This window comes from Pseudomonas sp., assembly GCF_049653025.1.
In the GTDB taxonomy this organism is placed as follows: Bacteria; Pseudomonadota; Gammaproteobacteria; order Pseudomonadales; family Pseudomonadaceae; genus Aquipseudomonas.
Window position 1 is genome coordinate 150,083 of the sequence record NZ_JBASFM010000008.1, and the last position, 19,843, is coordinate 169,925.

Sequence of the window (19,843 nt, forward strand, 5' to 3'; positions counted from 1 at the left end):
GTCAGTCGCGCTACTCCATTTAGAGACTTCTTGAGCATGTCCGAGCGCCTGCCTCCGGCGATATTCCTGATGGGGCCGACTGCCGCCGGCAAGACCGACTTGGCCATCGAGCTGGCGCGGGTGTTGCCCTGCGAGCTGATCAGCGTCGACTCGGCATTGATCTACCGCGGCATGGATATCGGTACCGCCAAGCCGGATAAGGCGACTCTGGCTGAGTTTCCCCACCGCTTGATCGATATTCGCGACCCGGCCGAAAGTTATTCGGCGGCCGAATTTCGCCGTGACGCCCTGGCGGCCATGGCTGAAATCACCGCGCGCGGGCGTATTCCGCTGCTGGTGGGCGGCACCATGCTGTATTACAAGGCATTGCTCGAGGGGCTGGCGGATATGCCCAGCGCCGATGCGCAGGTGCGCGCCGAGCTTGAGGCGCGCGGCCAGGCTGAAGGTTGGGAGGTGTTGCATGCCGAGTTGCAGTCGGTCGATCCCGAGTCTGCCGCACGCATCCATCCCAATGACCCGCAGCGCCTGATTCGGGCGCTGGAGGTCTATCGCGTGAGCGGTTTGAGCATGACCGCCCATCGCCAGCGTCAGGCTGCAGAAAATACTGCCAGCGGCGCATCGGCCGCCGGTCAATTCCCCTATACTGTGGCGCAATTGGCCATTGCGCCGGCGCAACGACAGCTGTTGCACGAGCGAATTGCTCTGCGTTTTCAGCTGATGTTGGAACAGGGGCTGGTTGCCGAGGTCGAAGGCCTGCGTCAGCGCAGTGACTTACACGTGGGGTTGCCGTCTATACGTGCAGTGGGTTATCGCCAAGTCTGGGATTACCTGGATGGCAACCTCAGTGCGCAGCAGATGCAGGAGCGCGGCATCATTGCCACGCGCCAATTGGCCAAGCGGCAGTTCACTTGGTTACGTGGTTGGCAGGATGTGCAGTGGCTGGATAGTTTGGCCTGTGACAATCTGCCGCGTGCCTTGAAATACCTGGCAGCGGTCTCCATATTGACCTGAGACCTTGCCGTTGGCCGTCTATCCTTGGGGGTAAGACGGCTTTAAGCCGTTCGTTGGTTTACTAAAAATTATTGAAAATTGATCCTTAAAGGAGTGCGGCACATGTCAAAAGGGCATTCGCTACAAGACCCTTACCTGAATACCTTGCGTAAGGAACGCGTACCGGTTTCTATTTATTTGGTTAACGGCATCAAGCTGCAAGGCCAGATCGAATCTTTCGACCAGTTCGTGATTTTGCTGAAAAACACTGTCAGCCAGATGGTCTACAAACACGCCATTTCCACTGTAGTGCCTAGCCGTCCGGTGCGTCTGCCGAGCGCCAGCGAGACCGAGCAAGCTGAAGCTGAGCCTGGTAACGCCTGATTTAGGAGGCTGCATTGTTCTTCGAGCGCCATGAGGGTGGAGAGCGGGCCATTCTGGTTCATCTGGACGGCCAAAATTCCGAGGTGCGCGAAGATCCGCAGGAGTTTCAGGAGCTGGCGCTGTCTGCCGGCGCTGAAACTGTCGCGTTTTTCAGCATTCCGAGTAATCGGCTAACGGCCAAGTACCTGATCGGCAGTGGCAAAGTTGAAGAGTTGCGTGATCAGGTCAAGGCCGCCGAGGCTGACCTGGTTATTTTCAACCATGTGCTCACGCCCAGTCAGGAACGCAACCTTGAGCGAGTCTTCGAGTGTCGGGTGTTGGACCGCACCGGTCTGATCCTCGATATTTTCGCCCAGCGCGCCCGTACCCATGAGGGCAAGTTGCAGGTCGAGCTGGCTCAGCTTGATCACATGAGTACGCGCCTGGTGCGAGGCTGGACCCACCTTGAGCGGCAGAAGGGGGGTATCGGCCTGCGTGGGCCGGGTGAGACCCAGCTCGAGACCGACCGCCGCCTGTTGCGCGTTCGGATTCGCCAGATCAAACAAAAGCTCGAGAAGGTGCGCAGCCAGCGTGAGCAGGCTCGGCGTGGGCGTCAGCGTGCCGATATTCCTTCGGTGTCGCTGGTGGGTTATACCAACGCCGGCAAATCGACACTGTTCAATGCGCTGACTTCCTCCGATGTGTATGCCGCCGATCAGTTGTTCGCCACCCTCGACCCGACGCTGCGGCGGCTGGAGCTGGATGACCTGGGGCCAATCGTACTGGCCGATACCGTGGGCTTTATCCGCCATTTGCCGCATAAGCTGGTCGAGGCCTTCCGCGCGACGCTCGAAGAGTCGAGCAATTCCGACTTGCTGCTGCACGTAATCGACTCCCATGAGCCCGAGCGCGATCAGCAGATCGAGCAGGTGTTGGCGGTGCTGGGGGAGATCGGCGCGCATGAGTTGCCGTTGCTTGAGGTGTACAACAAGCTCGACCTGCTCGAAGGCGTGGAGCCGCAGATTCAGCGCGATGCTGATGGCAAGCCGCAACGGGTCTGGCTGTCGGCGCGTGACGGGCGCGGTTTGCCGTTGCTGCACCAGGCGATAGCCGAGCTGTTGGGTGATGACCTGTTTGTCGGTACATTGCAGTTGCCGCAGCGCCTGGGGCGTTTGCGAGCGCAGTTTTTTGCCTTGGGCGCGGTGCAGAGCGAGGCGCATGCCGAGGATGGCAGCAGCTTGCTCAGCGTGCGCCTGTCGCGAATCGAGTTGAACCGGCTGGTCAGTCGCGAAGGGCTGAAGCCGCAGGAATTTATCGAGCAACACACTTTGCAATAAAGCCTGCGCCAGTGGCTTTGCCGCTGGCTGCATGCATTCTGTAGCATTGGCGGGCGCGCCGTGGGCGCGTCTTTGCTTTATCAGATGGAGAGCGCTATGGCTTGGAATGAGCCGGGTGGCAACTCGAATAATCAGGACCCATGGGGTGGCCGTAAGAACGGTGATCGCAAGGGGCCGCCGGATATCGATGAGGCCTTCCGCAAGCTGCAGGAGAGCCTGAATGGGCTGTTCGGTGGCGGCAAGAAACGAGGCGGCGAGACTGGCTCAGGCAGTGGCGGCGGTTTTGGCCTGCTGTTTGTCGGCCTGGGTCTGCTGGCCGCGATCTGGCTGTACAGCGCCATCTATGTGGTCGATGAGCAGGAGCAGGCCGTGGTGCTGCGCTTCGGCAAGTACTACGAGACGGTCGGTCCGGGCCTGAATATCTATTTCCCGCCGATTGATCGCAAGTTCCAGGAAAACGTCACCCGTGAGCGTGCTTACAGCAAGCAGGGCCAGATGTTGACCGAGGACGAAAACATCATCGAAGTGCCGCTGACCGTGCAGTACAAGATCAGCAACTTGCAGGATTTTGTGCTCAACGTCGATCAGCCGGAAATCAGTTTGCAACACGCCACCGATAGCGCCGTGCGCCACGTGGTGGGTTCCACCGAGATGGATCAGGTGCTGACTGAAGGTCGTGAACTGATGGCCAGTGAGGTCAAGGAGCGTCTGCAGCGCTTCCTCGATACCTATCGCACCGGTATCACCGTGACCCAGGTCAACCTGCAGAGCGCGGCTGCGCCGCGTGAAGTGCAGGAAGCCTTCGATGACGTGATTCGTGCCCGTGAAGACGAGCAGCGTGAGAAGAATCAGGCGGAAACCTACGCCAATGGCGTGGTGCCGGAAGCGCGTGGTCAGGCTCAGCGCCTGATTGAAGATGCCAGCGGCTACCGTGATGAAGTGGTTTCCCGCGCCCAGGGTGAGGCAGATCGCTTTACTGCTCTGGTTGTCGAGTACCGCAAGGCACCGGAAGTGACGCGCGAGCGCCTGTATCTGGACACCATGCAGGAGATGATGACCAACACCAGCAAGGTGCTGGTAACCGGCGACAAGGGGCAGAACAACCTGCTCTATCTGCCGCTGGATAAAATGATCGATGGCCGTAGCGCGCCTGCTGCGCCGACCTCGAGCGCTGCTGCCAGCGATGCGAGTTCGCGCGTGAGTATCGACCCGCGTCAGGTTGAGCTGCGTACAAGGGAGAGCCGTTGATGAGCAATAAATCGCTGATCGCCCTTATTGTTGGCGTGGTCTTGGCGCTGGTCGCCTGGAACAGCTTCTATATCGTGGCGCAAACCGAGCGTGCGGTGCTGCTGCAGTTCGGCCGTATCGTCCAGCCGGACGTGCAGCCTGGCGTGCATGTGAAGATTCCGTACGTCAACCAGGTGCGCAAGTTCGATGCGCGTCTGCTGACCCTGGATTCCAGTAGCTCGCGTTTTCTCACGCTCGAGAAAAAGGCGCTGATGGTCGATGCCTTCGCCAAATGGCGCGTACTGGATGCCGAGCGTTACTACACCGCGACGTCCGGTATGAAGCAGATTGCCGACGAGCGTCTGGCCCGTCGTCTGGAGGCGTCGCTGCGTGACCAGTTCGGCAAGCGCACCCTGCACGAATCGGTGTCGGGTGAGCGCGATGCGCTGATGGCAGATGTGACCGCCTCTTTGAATAAGGCTGCGCAGAAAGAGCTGGGTATCGAAGTGGTGGACGTGCGCGTCAAGGCCATCGACCTGCCGAAGGAGGTCAACCGCAGCGTGTTCGACCGCATGAGTTCGGAGCGTGAGCGTGAGGCTCGCGAGCACCGCGCCAAGGGTAAGGAGCTGGCCGAGGGTATTCGTGCCGACGCCGACCGTCAGCGTCGTGTGCTGCTGGCCGATGCCTACCGTCAGGCTGAAGAGCTGCGTGGTACGGGCGATGCCCAGGCCTCGGCGATCTACTCCAAGGCGTATGGCATGGACCAGGAGTTCTATTCGTTCTATCGCAGCCTGAGGGCTTATCGCGAGAGTTTCGCCGATAAGCGTGACGTGCTGGTGCTGGATCCGAAGAGCGACTTCTTCCGTTACCTGGAGCAATCCAAGCCTTAAGTCATCACCCCGGCGGGCACCGCCGGGGTGATCCTTGTGGAAAACGTGGTATCATGCGGCAGCCGGGAAAATCCCGGCTTTTTTGCGTCTGTGGGAAGCATGTGGCAGGAACTGGGCATCGCATTGTGTCTATTGCTGGTGCTGGAGGGCATCCTGCCCTTCCTGTGTCCGCGCCATTGGCGTGGTGCGCTTTTACAATTGACCCGGCTGTCTGACCGACAGCTGCGTCTGATCGGGTTGGCCAGCATGCTGCTGGGAACAACTGTCCTTTATTGGCTTCACTGAAGGCTTGTGCCGCCCGGTCCAAGAGGGGAATGGCGAAATGGCAACGGTAGACCGCTGGCTGCTGCCAGATGGCATCGAAGAAGTACTGCCGCCGTACGCGGGGCGTATTGAAGTGGCGCGCCGCCAGGTGCTGGATCTGTTCCAGCGCTGGGGCTATGAATTCGTGGTAACGCCGCACATCGAATATCTGGAGTCGCTGCTGACCGGCGCGGGCCAGGATCTGGATCTGCGCACCTTCAAAGTGACCGACCCGCTGTCCGGTCGGCAGATGGGCTTTCGTGCCGACATCACGCCGCAAGTGGCGCGCATTGATGCGCATACCTTGCGTCGCGAAGGCCCGAGCCGCCTGTGCTACGCCGGCAGCGTGGTGCATGCTCAGCCGCGTGCGCTGACCACTTCGCGCAGCCCGATCCAGTTGGGTGCCGAGCTGTACGGCGACGCCAGCCCGGCCAGCGATGTGGAGGTGATCAGCCTGCTGGTCAATACCCTTGAGCTGGCGGCGGTGCCGGACGTGCATATGGACCTGGGCCACGTCGGTATCTACCGCGGCCTGGCGCGTGCTGCCGAACTTTCTGGCGAAGTCGAGCAGCAGCTGTTTGACGCACTGCAGCGCAAGGCCATGGATGAAGTGGCTGAGCTGACCGAAACCCTGCCCGATGAGCTGCGCAAGATGTTGCGCGCGCTCAGCGAACTGTGTGGCGGTCGCGAGGTGCTGGACTTGGCGCAGGCTTGTCTGGTCGATGCTCCCGATGACGTGCATGCGGCGCTGGACGACCTGATGGCGATTGCCGATGCGCTGAGCTTGCGCTACCCGGAATTACCGCTGTACTTCGATCTGGGCGAATTGCGCGGCTACCACTATCACACCGGTGTGGTGTTTGCGGCCTTTGTGCCGGGGGTGGGTTATGCGATTGCCCAGGGCGGCCGTTATGACGACATCGGCGCCGACTTCGGTCGCGCCCGTCCGGCGACAGGTTTCTCGACCGATTTGAAAACCCTGGTCAGCCTGGGTCAGATGCAGCTTGGCGAAGAGCCTGCTGGCGTCTGGGCTCCGGATAACCATGATGTGTTTTTGTGGCAGGCGATTCAGCGCTTGCGCCAGGACGGTCAGCGCGTGGTTCAGGCATTGCCTGGCCAGGTTGCGGCTGATGCCGAGGCGGCAGGCTGTGATCGTCAGTTGCTGTTGCGTGATGGTCGTTGGCAGTTGGCTGCGTTGGCATCCTGAGCGGCGTCCTGAAATGTTTCCGTCGGCTGCGGCCGGCATCAAGTTTGCGCGAAGAGGGTTAGTGTTATGGGTAAGAATGTCGTAGTCCTGGGCACCCAGTGGGGCGATGAAGGCAAGGGCAAGATCGTCGACCTGCTGACCGAACAGGCTGCAGCTGTTGTGCGTTATCAGGGCGGCCACAACGCCGGCCACACCCTGGTGATCGACGGCGAGAAGACCGTTCTGCACCTGATCCCTTCGGGCATTCTGCGTGAAAACGTGCAGTGCCTGATCGGCAACGGCGTAGTGGTCGCCCCTGACGCGCTGATGCGTGAAATCATCAAGCTGGAAGAGAAGGGTGTACCGGTGCGCGAGCGCCTGCGCATCAGCCCGTCTTGCCCGCTGATTCTGCCGTACCACGTGGCCCTCGATCAGGCGCGTGAGAAAGCCCGTGGCGATGCCAAGATCGGCACCACCGGCCGCGGCATCGGCCCGGCCTACGAAGACAAGGTGGCGCGTCGCGGTCTGCGCATTGGCGACCTGTTCCACCGCGAGCGTTTCGCCGCCAAGCTCGGTGAGCTGCTGGATTACCACAACTTCGTACTGGTCAATTACTACAAAGAGCCGGCCATCGACTTCCAGAAGACGCTCGACGAGTGCATGGAGTACGCCGAGCTGCTCAAGCCGATGATGACCGACGTGACCGCCGTGCTGCACGACATGCGTCGTGAGGGTAAGGACATCATGTTCGAAGGCGCGCAGGGTTCGCTGCTGGATATCGACCACGGTACCTACCCCTACGTCACCAGCTCCAACACCACCGCAGGCGGTATCGCCACCGGTTCCGGTTTCGGCCCGATGTACCTGGATTACATCCTCGGTATCACCAAGGCCTACACCACCCGCGTTGGCTCGGGGCCGTTCCCGACTGAGCTGTTCGACGAAACCGGCGCGTTCCTCGCCAAGCGTGGCCATGAGTTCGGTTCGACCACTGGTCGCGCCCGTCGCTGCGGCTGGTTCGATGCGGTAATCCTGCGTCGCGCCATCGAAATCAACAGTATCTCCGGCCTGTGCCTGACCAAGCTCGACGTCCTCGACGGCCTGGAAACCATCCGCATCTGCGTGGGTTACAAGGATCAGAATGGCGACGTGCTGGTCGATGCACCGACCGATGCCGACAGCTACCTGGGCCTGCAGCCGGTTTACGAAGAAATGCCGGGCTGGAGCGAGTCGACCCTGGGTGCCAAGACCCTGGAAGAACTGCCCGCAGCTGCGCGTGCCTACATCAAGCGTGTGGAAGAGTTGGTCGGTGCGCCGATTGATATCGTCTCCACCGGCCCGGACCGCAACGAGACTATTGTGTTGCGTCATCCGTTTGCCTGATAGTCACAGGCAGTGCACAGGGGGTCGCCAATTGGCGGCCCTTTGTCGTTTCTGGTCTGGGCAAAAATGACCGGGAGCCATGTTTGACGTCGCGTAGCGACGGCCCGGAGGGTGACTGCCATGGATGGTGAGCCATAAAAAATTCGGGCTAGCCTTTATAAATCAGTGTCCCCGCCGTTATAGGCAATACCGTTGTCAGGAGTGTCTGCCGTGTTTGCCATTATTTCTGTGCTGCGCAGTCGTTTGTTGTTGCCGGTGTTTCTGGCGCTGGGCGTGGCCTTGCTGGTGCAGGTTGTTGTGGCGGTAGCCTTGACGCGGACCACGGTGGCAACCCTTGAGGCGGATTTGGCCAAAGGCATGCAGGCCGATACGGCGCGTTTGGTCGATGAGTTGAGCAAGGCTGGTGATGAAGTGCGTGGCGGCCTGGACAGTCTTTCTGCCAGCACTCAGGCGCAGTTGGCCAAAGGCCTTTCCGTCCGGTTGGCTGAAGAGCAGGTACAGATTCGCGGCGTGCTGGACAGTAACCTCAAGCGCTCGGCGGATGAGTTGGCGCAGTTGTTATCGGCTGTAGCGCCGAAGGCGATCTGGGATGCCGATGTGCCTGCTTTGACCGAGTTGGTGCGCGGTGCGCATCGCAATCCGGCGGTGTTGTTTGCGGTGTATCTCGATGCGCAAGGCCAGCGCCTGACGCGTCACCTCAACCGGCAGGACTCGCGCGTGCGTGCGCTGATGGCCAAAGGTGAAGGTGAAGGTGCGTTGGATAAAGTGCTGCAGGCGGCAACCAATGACCCGGGTGTGTATATAGCGGAGGCGACGATCAGCCCGATGGGTTCGGATATCGGCAAGGTTCTCTTGGGTGTTTCCACGGCATCAGTGGATGAGGAATTGGCGAAGCTGGACAAGCGCTTTGTCAGTTTGATCGACAGCAGTGGTCAGTTGGTTTCCGAGAGTTTGAGTGGTGCGGCAGCAAGCAGCGCCGAGGCATTGTCGACACGTTTGGGTGTGGCGCGCGAGGCGGCCGGCGGCATGGCAGAAAACAGCCGTGAAGTGGTGCAGGCCGCCGCCGCCGGTTTGCGCTGGAATATCAGTATGGGTCTGGTGGTGGTCGCTCTAGTGATCTTGCTGGTATTGGCCTTGGTGCTGGGGCGGCGCGTGGTCAGCAAGCTGCACACCCTGATTGCGGTGTTGAACGATTGGGCCGCGGGTGAGGGTGATCTGACTCGCCGGGTTGAGCTTAATAGTCGTGATGAGATTGGTGACATGGCGGCGGCGGTCAATCGCTTCGTCGCCAAGCTGCAGCCGATTGTGCGTGAGGCCGGCGAGGTGGCATCGCTGACCGGGCAGGAAATCGCCAATCTAGCCTCGCGCAGTGCCGCCGCCGAGTCTGCGGCCGAGCGCCAGCGCGATGAGGTGGCTGGTAGCTTGCAGGCACTGGCGGAAATGGCGGGTGAGGCGCAGGCCGAAAGTCAGGCCATGCAGGAGGCCTTGCAGCGCGTTGGTGCCATTCGCCAGGCGGCCGACGACAATGCGGCGATTGCTCAGCGTGTGGGCGGTTCAATCGAAGAATTGGTGCGTCGCGTCGAGACGGGTGCCGCGGTGATTGAGCGTCTGGCCAAGCAGAGCGAGCAGATCGAGGTGGTGTTGACGGTGATCCGCTCGATTGCCGAGCAAACCAATTTGCTCGCTCTGAACGCCGCCATCGAGGCCGCGCGGGCGGGCGAAAGTGGTCGCGGGTTTGCGGTAGTGGCCGATGAGGTGCGCGCCCTGGCCAGCAAGACGCAGCAGTCCACAGGAGATATCCAGACCCATATCGGTGCCTTGCAGCAGGGCGCGCGCGAGGCGGTCGAGGCGATCAGTCAGGCCGGCAAGCAGGCAGATCAGGGCTTGGCCGCGTTGCATGAGAGTGCGCGGGTGCAGCAGTCGGTGCGTTCGGCGGTTGAGGAGGTGCATGGCGCGATCAATGCGGCAACTGAGGCAGCGGCGCATCAGGCGCAGGGTGCGGATGCGGTGCGTGGGCGGGTCGAGGTGATTCATGTCGAGGCGCGCCGCGCGGCTGAGGCGGTGGCGGCGACCGCGAGCAGCGGGCGCATCCTCGATGGCCTGGCGAAGAAACTCAAGGCCAGCTTGGGGCAATTCCGCGTCTAAGGGCTACGTTTAAGGCGTGTGGCGGGGCTGCTGGGCGCTCGCCATATGCTTGGCGAGCCTGGGTGCGGTAAATCGCAGGCAATAAAAAACCGAGCGCTTGGCTCGGTTTTTTGAATTGGTGCCCAGGAGAAGACTCGAACTTCCACGACCGTAAGGTCACCAGCACCTGAAGCTGGCGTGTCTACCAATTTCACCACCTGGGCATTGATTGCAAATGTTGCTTGTTTGCGATCAACTACAACTCGGTTAACTTCGTTTCCCGTCGTTGTGGCGCGCATAATACGGACCGTGTTTTTACTTGTAAACCCCTGTTGTTAAAAAATTTTATTCCGTGTGCCGGGCTGACCCGGACAGTGGTTTCGCGCTTCAATAGGCACATGGCAAACCGAATTTGTGTAAATAAGGTGAATTACCTCTAATGGCCGATTGGCAATCCCTCGATCCCGAGGCCGCTCGTGAAGCGGAAAAATACGATAACCCCATTCCAAGTCGCGAGCTGATCCTGCAGCACCTGTCTGATCGTGGCTCACCGGCGGCTCGTGAAGAGCTGGCTGACGAGTTTGGTCTGGCCAGCGAAGAACAGCTGGAAGCCTTGCGCCGTCGCTTGCGCGCCATGGAGCGCGATGGTCAGTTGATCTATACGCGCCGTGGCACTTACGCGCCGGTGGACAAGCTTGATTTGATCCTCGGCCGTATCAGCGGTCACCGTGATGGCTTTGGTTTCCTGATTCCTGACGATGGCAGCGATGATCTGTTCCTGAGCCCGGCGCAGATGCGTCTGGTATTTGATGGCGACCGTGCGCTGGCGCGCGTCACCGGCCTCGATCGTCGTGGTCGCCGTGAAGGTGGCGTGGTCGAGGTGATTTCCCGCGCCCATGAATCCATAGTCGGTCGTTACTACGAAGAAAGTGGCATCGGTTTCGTCGTCGCCGACAACCCGAAGATCCAGCAGGAAGTGCTGGTCACCCCCGGCCGTAACGCCAACGCCAAGCAGGGCCAGTTCGTCGAGGTGAAGATCACCCACTGGCCGACTCCGCGCTTCCAGCCGCAAGGCGACGTGGTTGAGGTGGTTGGCAACTACATGGCACCGGGCATGGAAATCGATGTTGCCCTGCGCAGCTACGACATTCCGCATGTCTGGCCAGAAGCCGTGGTCAAAGAGGCGCGTAAGCTCAAGCCGGAAGTCGAAGAGAAGGACAAGGAAAAGCGCATCGATTTGCGCCATCTACCGTTCGTCACCATCGACGGCGAAGACGCGCGCGACTTCGATGACGCGGTGTATTGCGAGAAGAATGGCAGCAACTGGCGGCTGTTCTCCGGCGGCTGGAAGCTCTATGTCGCCATCGCCGACGTTTCCCACTATGTGAAGATCGATTCGGCGCTGGATGCCGAGGCCCAGGTGCGTGGCAACTCGGTGTACTTCCCGGAGCGGGTTATCCCGATGCTGCCGGAGGAGCTGTCCAACGGCCTGTGCTCGCTGAATCCGCATGTTGATCGTCTGGCCATGGTCTGCGAGATCAGCATCTCGAAAACCGGCAAGATGACCGATTACCAGTTCTACGAAGCGGTGATCCACTCCCATGCGCGCCTGACCTACAACAAGGTCAGCGCCATGCTCGAGCAGCCAAAAGGTAGCGAAGGCAAGGCCCTGCGCGGTGAATACAAGGAGGTGCTGCCGCACCTCAAGCAGCTGTATTCGCTGTATCAGGTGCTGTTGGCGGCGCGCCATGAGCGCGGTGCCATCGATTTCGAGACCCAGGAAACCCGGATCATCTTCGGTGCCGGGCGCAAGATTGCCGAGATTCGCCCAACCCAGCGCAACGATGCGCACAAGTTGATCGAAGAGTGCATGCTGGCCGCCAACGTGGCCACCGCCGCCTTTATGCAGAAGCATGAAATTCCGGCGCTATACCGCGTGCACGACGGTCCGCCGCCGGAGCGGGTGGAGAAACTCAAGGCATTCCTCACCGAGCTGGGTCTGTCGCTGCATCGCGGCAAGTCCAAGGACGGTCCGTCGCCCAAGGACTACCAGCTGCTGCTGGAGAGCATTCGTGAGCGCCCGGATTACCACCTGATCCAGACCGTGATGCTGCGTTCGCTCAGTCAGGCGGTGTACAGCGCCGACAATCAGGGCCACTTCGGCCTGAATTACGAGGCCTATGCGCACTTCACCTCGCCGATTCGCCGCTACCCGGATCTGTTGATTCACCGGGCGATTCGCAGCGTGGTTCGCTCCAAGCTCGATACTCCGCACGTCAAGCGTGCGGGTGCGGCGATCATGCCGCGGGCACGGATCTACCCGTACGACGATGCGATCCTCGAGCAGCTCGGCGAGCAGTGTTCGATGTCCGAGCGCCGCGCCGATGAGGCCACGCGCGATGTGGTGAACTGGCTCAAGTGCGAGTTTATGAAGGATCGCGTCGGTGAGACCTTCCCTGGTGTGATCACCGCGGTGACCGGTTTCGGCCTGTTCGTCGAGTTGAAGGACATCTATGTCGAAGGCCTGGTGCATGTCACTGCGCTGCCGGCGGATTACTACCACTTCGACCCGGTTCATCACCGCTTGGCGGGTGAGCGTAGTGGTCGTAATTTCCGTCTTGGCGACAGCGTTGAAGTCAAGGTCATGCGCGTCGATCTGGATGAGCGCAAGATCGATTTCGAAATGGCCGAAGGCAAGGCAGTTGCGCCAGTGGGTGCGCGTCGTGGCGGTTTCGAGTCGGCCGCCGGCAAAACCGGGCGTCGCGGTGAGCGCGCCAGTGCCGGCAATACCGATGTTGAGAAAAGCCGCGCGCTGAAGAAGTCGCTGCTGAGTGAATCGAAAAGCAAGGCGAGCAAGCCGGCTGCCAAGGGCGAGCCAGTCAAGCCGGCGGGTCGCTCCAGCAAGCCAGGCAGCCACCGCAAGGGCGCGCCAGCCGGTGGTGCGCCGACGTCCGGTGGGCCGCGCAAGCGTAAGGCGAAATCATGAGTCAGTTGGAGAAGATCTACGGCGTGCATGCCGTAGAGGCTTTGCTGCGGCATCACCCGAAGCGGGTCAAGCAGGTTTGGCTCGCGGAGGGGCGTAACGATCCGCGCGTGCAGGTGCTGTTGGCTTTGGCCGCGGATGCGCGGGTTGCAGTTGGCCAGTGCGAGCGCCGCGAGATGGATGCCTGGGTCGAGGGCGTGCATCAGGGCGTGGTCGCCGATGTCAGCCCTAGCCAGGTGTGGGGCGAGGCCATGCTCGATGAATTGCTCGATCGCACCGATGGGCCGCCGCTGCTGTTGGTGCTCGACGGTGTGACCGATCCGCACAACCTCGGCGCCTGCCTGCGTACCGCCGATGCCGCGGGTGCGTTGGCGGTGATCGTGCCGAAAGACAAGTCGGCCACGCTCAACGCGACCGTGCGCAAGGTGGCCTGCGGTGCCGCCGAAGTGATTCCGCTGGTGGCCGTGACCAATCTCGCGCGCACTCTGGAGAAGCTCCAGCAGCGCGGCTTGTGGGTGGTCGGCACGGCGGGCGAGGCCGAGCAGGAGTTGTATCAACATGATCTGACCGGGCCGACCGTGCTGATCATGGGTGCAGAAGGCAAAGGCATGCGCCGCCTGACTCGCGAGCACTGCGATTACCTGGTCAAGCTGCCGATGGCCGGCAGCGTCAGCAGCCTCAATGTCTCGGTCGCCACCGGGGTTTGCCTGTTCGAGGCCCTGCGCCAGCGCAAAGCTGTCGGCAAGCGTTAGGGCTGCGGTACGGGCTTCGCCATGCGGGGCCCGGCATTGTCGTTACCTTTACGCTGTTCAAATAATCACCAGTTCGCCTTGCGTGTGGCGGGGGGCTTCTCTAGAATGTCGCCCCTTGCCGCGACGGCAGGTGCGTTTGTGCCTTTCTGTCGCAGCAAGACAAACAGTGTCATTCACTCCTTGCCTGACCGCATTTGGCGGCAGGCTACAACCCGTAAGGAGCATTTATGCGTCATTACGAAATCATCTTTCTGGTTCACCCGGACCAGAGCGAGCAAGTCGGCGGCATGGTTGAGCGTTACACCAAGCTGATCGAAGAAGACGGCGGCAAAATTCACCGCCTGGAAGATTGGGGCCGTCGTCAGCTGGCTTACGCCATCAACAACGTTCACAAAGCCCACTACGTGATGCTTAACGTAGAGTGCACCGGCAAAGCCCTGGCTGAGCTGGAAGACAACTTCCGTTACAACGATGCCGTGATCCGTAACTTGGTCATCCGTCGCGACGAGGCCGTTACTGACCAGTCCGAGATGCTCAAGGCCGAAGAAAACCGCAGTGAGCGTCGTGAGCGTCGTGACCGTCCTGAGCATGCCGATTCTGTTGATGGCGATGACAGTGACAGCAGCGACAGCGACAACGCTGACGAGTAATCCACGGATCTATTGAGGAGCCACTCTCATGGCACGTTTCTTCCGTCGTCGTAAATTCTGCCGTTTCACCGCAGAAGAAGTGAAAGAGATCGATTTCAAAGATCTCAACACTCTGAAAGCCTACATCTCGGAAACCGGCAAAATCGTTCCTAGCCGTATCACCGGTACTAAGGCTCGTTATCAGCGTCAGCTGGCTACCGCTATCAAGCGCGCCCGCTTCCTGGCCCTGCTGCCTTACACCGACAGCCACGGCCGCTGAGACCAGATGTTCGACAAGAAGTAAGGGATAAATTGCATGCGCGCCTTAGCTGAATTCATTATGCGCGGCCGTATGCAGGCCACTCTCGTAGTGGTGGTTTCTGCGGCATTGCCGCTGCTGTTCTGGTTGAGTGCTGCCGCTGGAAGCCTGGTGCTTCTGCGGCGCGGTTGGAGTGATGCCCTCGGCATCCTCGCCTGGGCCCTGCTGCCGGCCATTGGCTGGTGGTATTTCGGTGAGCCGCGCACCCTCTTGGTGTTGCTCGGTGCGCTGAGTTTGGCGTTGTTGTTACGCGCCAATCTGTCCTGGAATCGCGTGCTGCTGTGCAGCGTGGCATTAGGCCTGGTGTATGGGCTGGTCCTGGGTGCGGTGTTCCGCGAACCCATTGAAGCCATGGCGTTTGAGCTGCAAAAGCTCATGCCGCAAATGCTCGATGGGGTTCACCAACAGATGTCGGTGGATGAGCGAGCGCAGCTGGATAGCCTGATTGCACCGGTGCTGACCGGTTTGATCGCGGCGTTGTTGCAGATAGTCAGTCTGTTGAGCCTGATGCTTGGGCGCTTCTGGCAGGCGCAGTTGTATAACCCCGGCGGTTTCGGGCGCGAGTTTCGCGCGCTGCGACTGCCGACCCCGCTGGCGATGTTGCTGCTGGTAGGCATGCTGTTGGGGCCCAATCTGGGTCCGCAAATGGCCATGCTGACACCGTTGTGCAGTGTGCCGTTGGCGTTTGCTGGCATCGCCCTGTTGCATGGGCTGGTGACGCAGGGTCGGTTGGCGAAGTTCTGGCTGGTTGGGTTGTACATCACGCTGTTGCTGTTTATGCAGCTGACTTATCCGTTACTGGTGGTTTTGGCCATCGTCGACAGTCTGCTTGATTTTCGTGGTCGCTTTGAGCGCAAACAAGGCTCTGGCTCCGCGAACGGTGAAGGTTAAAAGTTAAGAGGTTATTACCAAATGGAACTGATCCTGCTGGAAAAAATCGCCAACCTGGGCAACCTGGGCGATAAAGTGAATGTTAAGTCCGGTTACGGTCGTAACTTCCTGTTGCCGCAAGGCAAAGCCACCGCCGCTACTCCTGCAAACGTTGCTGCGTTTGAAGCGCGTCGCGCCGAGCTGGAAAAACTGGCTACCGAGAAGAAAGCGTACGCTGAATCCCGCGCTGCCCAGTTGGCTGAACTGGAAGTCACCATCACCGCTACCGCGGGCGATGAAGGCAAACTGTTCGGCTCCATCGGTACTCACGACATCGCCGAAGCCCTGACCGCCTCTGGCGTTGAAGTGGCCAAAGCTGAAGTGCGTCTGCCGAACGGCACCATTCGCCAGGTTGGCGAATACGACGTAGCTGTGCACCTGCACACCGACGTTGAAGCAACCGTTAAGGTTGTTGTAGTAGCTGCCTAAGGTAGCCTGCTAAGCGGGCCTTGCACTTAGGTGCAGGCCCGCTAACATCGGGCACGGCATTGCGAAAGCGATGCCGTGCCCTTTGTTTTTCTACACCAGAATTTTGCCCAGAGCCTTATGAACGACATCAGCCTGCCCGAACAGTACGACCTGCAAGCCTCCGCCTTGAAGGTGCCGCCGCACTCGATTGAGGCCGAGCAAGCCGTACTGGGCGGCCTGATGCTCGACAACAATGCCTGGGAGCGGGTGCTCGATGCGGTGTCCGATGGCGACTTCTATCGGCATGACCACCGCCTGATCTTCCGTGCGATCTTCAAGCTGGCCGAGCGTAACCACCCCTTCGACGTGGTCACCGTGTCCGAGCAGCTTGACCAGGAAGGGCAGCTGTCGCAGGTCGGTGGCTTGGCCTATCTCGGTGAGCTGGCGAAGAACACACCGTCGGTGGCCAACATCAAGGCCTATGCGCAGATCATTCGTGAGCGCGCCACGCTGCGCCAGTTGATCGGTATCAGCGGTGAAATCGCCGACAGCGCCTATATGCCGCAAGGCCGTACCGGTGCCGAGATTCTCGATGAGGCCGAGCGCCTGATCTTCCAGATCGCCGAGGCTCGGCCGAAGACCGGTGGCCCGGTGGGGATCAACGACATCCTGGTCAAGGCCATCGACCGCATCGATACCCTGTTCAATTCGGGCGATGCGATCACCGGGCTGTCCACCGGCTTTAGCGATCTGGACGACCTGACCAGCGGCTTGCAGCCGGCTGACCTGATCATCGTCGCCGGTCGACCGTCGATGGGTAAGACCACCTTCGCCATGAACCTAGTAGAAAACGCGCTGATGCGCAGTGACAAGGTGGTGATGGTGTACTCGCTGGAGATGCCTTCCGACTCCATCGTCATGCGTATGCTCGCCTCCCTGGGGCGCATCGACCAGACCAAGGTGCGTGCCGGTCGCCTGGATGACGACGATTGGCCGCGGCTGACCAGTGCGGTCAACCTGCTCAACGACCGCAAGCTGTTTATCGACGATACCGCCGGCATCTCGCCCTCGGAGATGCGCGCGCGCACCCGGCGCCTGGCTCGTGAGCACGGCGAGATCGGCCTGATCATGGTCGACTACCTGCAGTTGATGCAGATCCCCGGCTCCAGTAGCGATAGCCGAGTCAACGAGATTTCTGAAATCTCCCGCTCGCTGAAGGCCCTGGCCAAGGAATTCAACTGCCCGGTGATTGCCCTGTCGCAGCTTAACCGTGGCCTGGAACAGCGTCCGAACAAGCGCCCGATCAACTCCGACTTGCGTGAATCGGGGGCGATCGAGCAGGACGCCGACATCATCATGTTTGTGTACCGCGACGAGGTGTACCACCCCGAGACCGAGTACAAGGGCGTCGCCGAGATCATCATCGGCAAGCAACGTAACGGTCCGTTGGGTACGGCGCGGCTGGCCTTCCTCGGCAAGTACTCGCGCTTCGAGAACCTGGCACCGGGTAGTTACCAGTTCGACGACGAGTGATCCTAAACCGCGATCTTCCGGCGTTTAGCTTTTGTACAGCGGTGCGGTGGCGTGCTCGCCCAGATACGGTTTGAGGTAGTCCTCCAGGCGTTGGCCCGCCGCCGGCTCAAAGGTTTCCGCGCGGTCCTGCAGCTGTTCCACGCGGTCGATGCGGAAGTTGCGGAAGTCGTTGCGCAGCTCACACCAGCTGCACAAGGTCCAGGTTTGCCCCCAGAAGAACAGCCCCAGCGGCCAGACGCAGCGTTGACTGGTTTCTCCGCGTTCATCGCGGTAGTCGATCAGCAGTTTGTGGCGCTGGCGTATGGCTTGGCGCAGCTGGCCGAGCCAGTGCACGGGATACGGATTGGTTTCGGGGGCAAACAGCTGGTTGCGATTGAGCTCATCACGCAGCTCGTTGGGCAGCACGCCGTGGATCTTCGCCAGTGCCGATTCGGCGGCCCGTTGTAGTTGTGGGTCCGCCCAGGCCTTGACCATGCGCGCGCCCACGAGCAACGCCTCTATCTCCTCGCGCTCGAACATCAAGGGTGGCAAATCCATCGGTTGGCGCAGCACGTAGCCGACACCGGCTTCACCTTCCAGCGGGACTCCGGAAAGTGAAAGGTCTTGGATATCGCGATAAATAGTGCGCACCGATACTTGCAGGCGCTCGGCCAGCCACTGTGCGGTGGTCAGGCGACGGCTGCGCAGAAACTGCACGATTTGAAATAGACGGTCGGCGCGCCTCATGTTGCCTCAGGTGTTCTCGCTCTGGGTTGCCGGGCGCGCTGACGCACGCCCGGTGTGGTGCGGTTTAGGACATGCTGTGCAGGCCCACTTCATTACCTTCGCTGTCTTTTATCACAGCGATAAAGCCATGCGGCGCGATCGACATCTTGCTGTGGATGATGACGCCTCCTGCCGAGGGCACCCGGTTGACCACGGCATCCAGTTGGCCCTCGACGTTCAGGTAGATGCGGGTGCCGCCAATGCCACTCTGTTGCTCAGCTGACTCGCTCAGGCAGCCACCGACACCGCTTTCCTGTGCATGGGGGAACAGGGCCATGCGCCCGCCCATGCCTTCCATGACCTCCAGCGGAGTGGCCAGGGCGCGCTCATAGAAGCCACGGGCCCGCTCGAAGTTGCTGACAAATAGTTCGAACCAGTTGATCGCATTCATTTTCTCTCTCCTTGAAGGTTAGGGTGCGACAGGCAACCGCAGTATCTGACGGCGCGTTTTAGCCTGTGGAACCCACTCTAGGGGAGTGCTACTGACAGCTTATTGTCAGTAGCCTTTGCCTCTGTGCAATTAAATTTAAGCCGCTAACGTCGGTGCCGCTGGGCAGTGGCTGTGGTTGCCTACCTGGCGCTTGCAGCCCGGGAACTGAGGGTTAAGATGCTCGGCTTTAGCCTGCCGTGGAGCCCAGTCATGCGTCCTCTCGTTGCCACCATTGATCTGTCAGCCATCGTCCACAACTACGCCGTGGCTAAGCGTTGTGCGCCAGGGCGGCAGGCGTTTGCGGTGGTCAAGGCGAATGCCTATGGGCATGGCGTGCGTGAGGTGGTGACGGCCCTGCACGATGTGGCCGACGGTTTCGCCGTGGCCAGCCTGGAGGAGGCGGCCGAGGTGCGCGCGTTGCATGGCACGGCGCGAATTCTGCTGCTCGAAGGCTGTTTCGAGGCGGCCGAATACCAGTTTGCCGCGCAACTGGGCCTGGATCTGGTGCTGCACAGTGAGCCACAGGCGCAGCTGCTGCTGGCGGCCAGCCTGGCGCGGCCGTTGAATGTCTGGCTCAAGCTGGACAGCGGCATGCACCGCCTGGGTTTCAGCGCGGCGACGCTGCGTGAATGGCACGGGCGTTTGCAGGCGGCGGTGCAGGTCGCCGAACTGAACCTGCTGAGCCACTTCGCCTGCGCCGATGAGCGCGGCAGTGAGATGACCGAGTTGCAGCTTGAGCGGTTTCTCGACGTGTTGGACCTGGACTTCGGCCAGCGCTCACTGGCCAATTCGGCGGCGATCCTGACCATTCCGGCTGCGCATATGGATTGGCTGCGCCCCGGCATCATGCTCTACGGTGCCTCGCCCTTTACCGAGTTAGGCGCAGCTGAGCTGGGCCTGCGTCCGGCCATGAGCCTGACGGCGCAGCTGATCGCCTGCCGTGAGGTGGCAGTGGGTGAAACCGTAGGCTATGGCGGCAACTGGCGCGCCGAGCGGCCCTCGCGAATCGGTACGGTGAGCTGTGGTTATGCCGATGGCTACCCGCGTCATGCGCCCAGTGGCACACCGGTGATCGTGGGTGGGCAGCGGGTGGCGCTGGTCGGGCGGGTTTCCATGGATATGCTGACGGTCGATTTGACTGATTTACCGGCGGCCGAGGTTGGCGATGCGGTCGAGCTGTGGGGCGCGCAGCTGGCGGTCGATGAGGTGGCCCAGGCGGCCGGTACGATTGGCTACGAGCTGCTGAGCAAGGTTACCGCGCGAGTGCCACGGCGTTATCGCAACAGCTGAG

At 60.8% G+C, this 19,843-nt stretch carries 19 protein-coding genes, 1 tRNA gene and 1 pseudogene; 18 read left to right on the forward strand and 3 right to left on the reverse strand.

The genetic code is table 11. The features are described 5' to 3' along the window. Positions 1-36 precede the first annotated feature (36 nt). The 10 genes and pseudogenes from miaA (at position 37) to WBK23_RS08550 (ending at position 9,824) form a co-directional block, all read left to right on the forward strand. Positions 37-1,011, forward strand: a complete 975-nt coding sequence (miaA, locus tag WBK23_RS08505; RefSeq protein WP_424483548.1) for a tRNA (adenosine(37)-N6)-dimethylallyltransferase MiaA — start codon at positions 37-39, stop codon at positions 1,009-1,011. Between the two features lie 102 nt (positions 1,012-1,113). Next, positions 1,114-1,374 carry an RNA chaperone Hfq gene (gene hfq, locus WBK23_RS08510; protein WP_090249679.1) on the forward strand — a complete coding sequence of 87 codons (261 nt, stop codon included), beginning with the start codon at positions 1,114-1,116 and terminating at the stop codon, positions 1,372-1,374. Positions 1,375-1,388: 14 nt separating this feature from the next. After that, positions 1,389-2,690, forward strand: coding sequence for a ribosome rescue GTPase HflX (hflX, locus tag WBK23_RS08515; RefSeq protein ID WP_424483549.1), 1,302 nt, complete (start codon positions 1,389-1,391; stop codon positions 2,688-2,690). A gap of 96 nt (positions 2,691-2,786) precedes the next feature. Next, positions 2,787-3,938: an FtsH protease activity modulator HflK gene (hflK, locus tag WBK23_RS08520; protein ID WP_424483550.1), complete on the forward strand. Its 1,152-nt coding sequence runs from the start codon at positions 2,787-2,789 to the stop codon at positions 3,936-3,938. After that, positions 3,938-4,807, forward strand: a complete 870-nt coding sequence (gene hflC / locus WBK23_RS08525; protein WP_424483551.1) for a protease modulator HflC — start codon at positions 3,938-3,940, stop codon at positions 4,805-4,807. The genes hflK and hflC overlap by 1 nt, the downstream gene beginning before the upstream one ends. Positions 4,808-4,906: 99 nt before the next feature. Continuing rightward, on the forward strand, positions 4,907-5,092 hold the full coding sequence (locus WBK23_RS08530) for a DUF2065 domain-containing protein (protein WP_296216989.1): 186 nt from the start codon (positions 4,907-4,909) through the stop codon (positions 5,090-5,092). 37 nt (positions 5,093-5,129) lie between these two features. After that, the gene (locus tag WBK23_RS08535; protein WP_424483552.1) at positions 5,130-6,317 is read left to right on the forward strand and encodes an ATP phosphoribosyltransferase regulatory subunit; all 1,188 of its coding nucleotides are present in this window, start codon (positions 5,130-5,132) and stop codon (positions 6,315-6,317) included. Positions 6,318-6,383: 66 nt separating this feature from the next. Then, positions 6,384-7,679, forward strand: a complete 1,296-nt coding sequence (locus tag WBK23_RS08540) for an adenylosuccinate synthase (RefSeq protein ID WP_160085653.1) — start codon at positions 6,384-6,386, stop codon at positions 7,677-7,679. Between the two features lie 1,089 nt (positions 7,680-8,768). Beyond that, positions 8,769-8,966 (forward strand): annotated as a pseudogene (locus WBK23_RS08545) (HAMP domain-containing protein); the annotation flags it as partial. Next, positions 8,940-9,824: a methyl-accepting chemotaxis protein gene (locus WBK23_RS08550; protein ID WP_424483648.1), complete on the forward strand. Its 885-nt coding sequence runs from the start codon at positions 8,940-8,942 to the stop codon at positions 9,822-9,824. The pseudogene WBK23_RS08545 and the gene WBK23_RS08550, both read left to right, overlap by 27 nt. A gap of 116 nt (positions 9,825-9,940) precedes the next feature. Here WBK23_RS08550 and WBK23_RS08555 read toward each other — a convergent pair. Continuing rightward, positions 9,941-10,027, reverse strand: a tRNA-Leu gene (locus WBK23_RS08555). Between the two features lie 215 nt (positions 10,028-10,242). Here WBK23_RS08555 and rnr point away from each other — a divergent pair. The 7 genes from rnr (at position 10,243) to dnaB (ending at position 17,357) form a co-directional block, all read left to right on the forward strand. Then, positions 10,243-12,789 (forward strand): ribonuclease R, encoded by a 2,547-nt coding sequence (rnr, locus tag WBK23_RS08560; protein ID WP_424483553.1) that lies wholly within the window; start codon positions 10,243-10,245, stop codon positions 12,787-12,789. Further along, a complete protein-coding gene (rlmB, locus tag WBK23_RS08565; protein WP_424483554.1) occupies positions 12,786-13,538 on the forward strand; it encodes a 23S rRNA (guanosine(2251)-2'-O)-methyltransferase RlmB in 753 nt (250 codons plus the stop codon). The genes rnr and rlmB overlap by 4 nt, the downstream gene beginning before the upstream one ends. Before the next feature lie 227 nt (positions 13,539-13,765). Further along, on the forward strand, positions 13,766-14,188 hold the full coding sequence (rpsF, locus tag WBK23_RS08570) for a 30S ribosomal protein S6 (RefSeq protein ID WP_305622542.1): 423 nt from the start codon (positions 13,766-13,768) through the stop codon (positions 14,186-14,188). A gap of 28 nt (positions 14,189-14,216) precedes the next feature. Further along, positions 14,217-14,447: a 30S ribosomal protein S18 gene (rpsR, locus tag WBK23_RS08575; protein ID WP_069519637.1), complete on the forward strand. Its 231-nt coding sequence runs from the start codon at positions 14,217-14,219 to the stop codon at positions 14,445-14,447. 36 nt (positions 14,448-14,483) lie between these two features. After that, positions 14,484-15,377: a hypothetical protein gene (locus tag WBK23_RS08580; RefSeq protein WP_424483555.1), complete on the forward strand. Its 894-nt coding sequence runs from the start codon at positions 14,484-14,486 to the stop codon at positions 15,375-15,377. A gap of 21 nt (positions 15,378-15,398) precedes the next feature. Continuing rightward, positions 15,399-15,845, forward strand: coding sequence for a 50S ribosomal protein L9 (gene rplI / locus WBK23_RS08585; protein ID WP_424483556.1), 447 nt, complete (start codon positions 15,399-15,401; stop codon positions 15,843-15,845). A 117-nt stretch (positions 15,846-15,962) separates the two neighbouring features. Continuing rightward, positions 15,963-17,357 (forward strand): replicative DNA helicase, encoded by a 1,395-nt coding sequence (gene dnaB, locus WBK23_RS08590; RefSeq protein ID WP_424483557.1) that lies wholly within the window; start codon positions 15,963-15,965, stop codon positions 17,355-17,357. A 24-nt stretch (positions 17,358-17,381) separates the two neighbouring features. Here the strand turns inward: dnaB and WBK23_RS08595 are convergent, their stop codons facing one another. Then, entirely contained in the window at positions 17,382-18,083 is a 702-nt protein-coding gene (locus tag WBK23_RS08595; protein ID WP_424483558.1) for a helix-turn-helix transcriptional regulator, read from the reverse strand. A 64-nt stretch (positions 18,084-18,147) separates the two neighbouring features. Next, entirely contained in the window at positions 18,148-18,513 is a 366-nt protein-coding gene (locus WBK23_RS08600) for a VOC family protein (RefSeq protein WP_173209701.1), read from the reverse strand. A gap of 249 nt (positions 18,514-18,762) precedes the next feature. Here WBK23_RS08600 and alr point away from each other — a divergent pair, with 249 nt between their 5' ends. Further along, a complete protein-coding gene (gene alr, locus WBK23_RS08605) occupies positions 18,763-19,842 on the forward strand; it encodes an alanine racemase (RefSeq protein WP_424483559.1) in 1,080 nt (359 codons plus the stop codon). Position 19,843 lies beyond the last annotated feature (1 nt).

Coding starts and splice junctions, on each gene's coding strand:
- hflC (WP_424483551.1), top strand. CDS start 3,938: ATGAGCAATAAATCGCTGATCGCCCTTATTGTTGGCGTGGTCTTGGCG.
- WBK23_RS08530 (WP_296216989.1), top strand. CDS start 4,907: ATGTGGCAGGAACTGGGCATCGCATTGTGTCTATTGCTGGTGCTGGAG.
- WBK23_RS08535 (WP_424483552.1), top strand. CDS start 5,130: ATGGCAACGGTAGACCGCTGGCTGCTGCCAGATGGCATCGAAGAAGTA.
- hflK (WP_424483550.1), top strand. CDS start 2,787: ATGGCTTGGAATGAGCCGGGTGGCAACTCGAATAATCAGGACCCATGG.
- rplI (WP_424483556.1), top strand. CDS start 15,399: ATGGAACTGATCCTGCTGGAAAAAATCGCCAACCTGGGCAACCTGGGC.
- WBK23_RS08580 (WP_424483555.1), top strand. CDS start 14,484: ATGCGCGCCTTAGCTGAATTCATTATGCGCGGCCGTATGCAGGCCACT.
- WBK23_RS08600 (WP_173209701.1), bottom strand. CDS start 18,513: ATGAATGCGATCAACTGGTTCGAACTATTTGTCAGCAACTTCGAGCGG.
- alr (WP_424483559.1), top strand. CDS start 18,763: ATGCGTCCTCTCGTTGCCACCATTGATCTGTCAGCCATCGTCCACAAC.
- WBK23_RS08595 (WP_424483558.1), bottom strand. CDS start 18,083: ATGAGGCGCGCCGACCGTCTATTTCAAATCGTGCAGTTTCTGCGCAGC.
- rpsF (WP_305622542.1), top strand. CDS start 13,766: ATGCGTCATTACGAAATCATCTTTCTGGTTCACCCGGACCAGAGCGAG.
- rlmB (WP_424483554.1), top strand. CDS start 12,786: ATGAGTCAGTTGGAGAAGATCTACGGCGTGCATGCCGTAGAGGCTTTG.
- WBK23_RS08550 (WP_424483648.1), top strand. CDS start 8,940: ATGGCGGCGGCGGTCAATCGCTTCGTCGCCAAGCTGCAGCCGATTGTG.
- rnr (WP_424483553.1), top strand. CDS start 10,243: ATGGCCGATTGGCAATCCCTCGATCCCGAGGCCGCTCGTGAAGCGGAA.
- miaA (WP_424483548.1), top strand. CDS start 37: ATGTCCGAGCGCCTGCCTCCGGCGATATTCCTGATGGGGCCGACTGCC.
- dnaB (WP_424483557.1), top strand. CDS start 15,963: ATGAACGACATCAGCCTGCCCGAACAGTACGACCTGCAAGCCTCCGCC.
- WBK23_RS08540 (WP_160085653.1), top strand. CDS start 6,384: ATGGGTAAGAATGTCGTAGTCCTGGGCACCCAGTGGGGCGATGAAGGC.
- rpsR (WP_069519637.1), top strand. CDS start 14,217: ATGGCACGTTTCTTCCGTCGTCGTAAATTCTGCCGTTTCACCGCAGAA.
- hfq (WP_090249679.1), top strand. CDS start 1,114: ATGTCAAAAGGGCATTCGCTACAAGACCCTTACCTGAATACCTTGCGT.